This window comes from Verminephrobacter aporrectodeae subsp. tuberculatae At4 (genome assembly GCF_000193225.1).
Lineage (GTDB): Bacteria > Pseudomonadota > Gammaproteobacteria > Burkholderiales > Burkholderiaceae_C > Acidovorax > Acidovorax aporrectodeae.
This window is the reverse complement of sequence record NZ_AFAL01000132.1, coordinates 1-2,813: the sequence shown is the minus strand read 5'-3', so window position 1 is coordinate 2,813 and position 2,813 is coordinate 1. Positions and strand designations below refer to the sequence as shown.

4 protein-coding genes are annotated in these 2,813 nt (G+C 67.8%); 2 read left to right on the top strand and 2 right to left on the bottom strand.

The genetic code is table 11. The features are described from left to right. Nucleotides 1–535: amidase family protein (locus VTU_RS0104990; protein ID WP_010101431.1), on the bottom strand; the 535-nt coding region annotated here is incomplete at its 3' end. Between the two features lie 7 nt (nt 536–542). After that, on the bottom strand, nt 543–842 hold the full coding sequence (gene gatC / locus VTU_RS0104985; RefSeq protein WP_010101429.1) for an Asp-tRNA(Asn)/Glu-tRNA(Gln) amidotransferase subunit GatC: 300 nt from the start codon (nt 840–842) through the stop codon (nt 543–545). A 218-nt stretch (nt 843–1,060) separates the two neighbouring features. On the opposite strand from gatC, the gene VTU_RS0104980 reads away from it, so the two are divergent. Both VTU_RS0104980 and mreC read left to right on the top strand, forming a co-directional pair. After that, nucleotides 1,061–2,104, top strand: a complete 1,044-nt coding sequence (locus tag VTU_RS0104980) for a rod shape-determining protein (protein ID WP_010101427.1) — start codon at nt 1,061–1,063, stop codon at nt 2,102–2,104. A gap of 109 nt (nt 2,105–2,213) precedes the next feature. Further along, nucleotides 2,214–2,813, top strand: a 600-nt coding sequence (gene mreC / locus VTU_RS0104975; RefSeq protein WP_010101425.1) for a rod shape-determining protein MreC, incomplete at its 3' end; no start/stop codon positions are given.

Genomic DNA, 2,813 nt, shown 5'->3' with positions numbered 1-2,813 from the left:
CGACCCTGTCGGCGCGCAGTCCCACCAGGGAACCGCCCGACGAGCCGCCGGGCACGCGGCGCCGGTCCCAGGGGTTGCGCACCGGTGCCGGGCCGGCGTGGCCCCAGGGGGCGACGGCGGAGTTTTCGTTCGCCGATCCCATCGCGAACTCGTCGCAGTTGAGCTTGCCCAAGGTCACTGCGCCGGCCTGCGCGAGCCGCTGCACCACGGTGGCGTCAAACGGGGAGCGGTAGCCCGCGAGCATTCTGGAGCCGGCGGTGCTCGGGAAGTCGCGCGTGACGAAGATGTCCTTGTGCGCCAGCGCAACACCCTCCAGCGGCCCCGCGGTGCCGGCCGCGATGCGCGCGTCGGCGGCCTGCGCCTGCGCCAGCGTGGCCTCCTCGTTCAGCGCCACGTAGGCGCCCAAGTCGCTCTGCGATTTGGCACGCGCGAGGAAATGCTGCGCAACTTCGACGGCGCAGACTTGGCGCGCGCGCAGGGCTGCGGCGAGTTCGGCGACGCCCAGATCGTGCAGGGCCTTGGTGCAGCTGCTCATGCGGGCCTCATTCGATGACTTTGGGAACGAGGAACAGGCCGCGCTCCACGGCCGGCGCGCTGCGTTGGTTGGCCGCGCGCTGGTCGGGCTCGCTGACGACGTCCTCGCGCAGCCGCAGGGCCACTTCCCCTATGGCGGCCACGGGGTGCGTCAGGGGCGCGAGCTGCGTGGTGTCCACGGCGCGCATCTTTTCCACGATGTCGAAAAAGCCGTTGAGCTGGGTCAGCATGCGCGCGCTTTCGGCGGACGTCAGATCGAGCTGGGCCAACTGGGCGATGCGGGCTATGTCCTGGGAGGTCAGTGCCATGGGGAGAAGAAACTGGGCAGATGCGGGGATTCTCAAGCGATCAAACAGCGATCCGGGCCGCATTGCCGGGGGTTATTCACAGGGGGATGGAGTATTATCCCTGCTTTGCAGCAATAGCCCCCACCTGCCGGTCATTGTGTGTGAAGAAACGGTATTTTGACCCCGCCAACCCGGCGATGGCAGGCCGACGTGCATGCCGTGCCCGAGAGGATTTTTGAATGTTCGGAGCCTTCCGTCGGTATTTCTCCACCGATCTTGCCATCGACCTTGGTACAGCCAACACCCTCATTTTCATGCGCGACAAGGGCATTGTGCTCGACGAACCATCGGTCGTCGCCATCCGCCACGAGGGCGGGCCCCACGGCAAGAAGGTGATACAGGCCGTGGGCCGCGAGGCCAAGGCCATGCTCGGCAAGGTGCCGGGCAATATCGAAGCCATCCGTCCCATGCAGGACGGCGTGATCGCCGACTTCGTCATCACCGAGCAGATGATCAAGCAGTTCATCAAGATGGTGCATCCGCGCACGCTGTTCTCGCCCAGCCCGCGCATCATCATCTGCGTTCCCTGCGGCTCCACCCAGGTCGAGCGCCGCGCCATCAAGGACGCCGCCGTAGCCGCCGGCGCCACCGCGGTGTACCTGATCGAGGAGCCCATGGCGGCCGGAATCGGCGCCGGCCTGCCGGTGTCGGAGGCCAGCGGATCGATGGTCGTCGACATCGGCGGCGGAACCACCGAGGTGGGCGTGATCTCGCTCGGCGGCATGGTCTACAAGGGCAGCGTGCGCGTGGGCGGCGACAAGTTCGACGAGGCCATCATCAACTACATCCGGCGCAACTACGGCATGCTCATCGGCGAGCCCACCGCCGAGGCCATCAAGAAGAACATCGGCTCGGCCTTCCCCGGCTCCGAGGTGCGCGAGATGGAGGTCAGGGGCCGCAACCTGAGCGAGGGCGTTCCGCGCAGCTTCACCATCTCGAGCAACGAGGTGCTCGAAGCGCTCACCGACCCGCTGAACCAGATCGTCTCGGCCGTGAAGAACGCGCTCGAGCAGACCCCGCCCGAACTGGGCGCCGACATTGCCGACCGCGGAATGATGCTCACCGGCGGCGGTGCGCTGCTGCGCGACCTGGACCGCCTGCTCGCCGAGGAGACGGGACTGCCCGTGCTCGCAGCCGAGGACCCGCTGACCTGCGTGGTGCGCGGTTGCGGCATTGCGCTCGAACGCATGGACCGCCAGGGCAGCATTTTCATGAGCGAGTGATCCGGCGTGCAGGCTGCTGCGCCCCAAACGGCATGACCGCCCCCGCTGCACTGCCCCCCGCGCCGGCGCCGGCAAAATCGCTGGCCCGCGGCAGATACTGAGCGTTGCGATGCCGCAGGGCACCCTGGAGCGCAACGCTCCCCCGTTCTTCAAGCAAGGCCCGTCGGACCTTTCGCGTTTGGCGCTGTACAGCGCGCTGACGCTGTTCCTGATGGTCGCCGACACGCGCTTTCAGCTCGCGGAGAACCTGCGGCAGATCGTCGCCACCGTGCTCTACCCGGTGCAGTGGCTGATGCTCAAGCCGGTGGAATTCGCCGACCACGGCGCCGGCTATTTCCAGTCGCTGCAGACGGCGCAGGAGGCGCTCGACGCCGCGCACAAGAAGATGACGCTGATGGGGCAGCGCGCGCACAAAGCCGAGCAGTTGGCGCAGGAAAACAGCCGGCTGCGCCAGCTGCTCGCCTTGCGCGACCGCCTCAGCACCCCGGCGCACGCGGCCGAGGTGATCTACGACACGGCAGACCCCTACACGCGCCGCGTGGTGATCGACCGGGGGCAGATGGACGGCGTGCAAGCCGGCTCCCCGGTGATGGACGAGGCCGGCGTCCTGGGGCAGGTCAAGCGCGTCTTTCCGCTGGTCAGCGAGGTCAGCCTGCTGGTGGATCACGACCAAGCGATTCCCGTGCTCAACGTGCGCACCGGCGCGCGC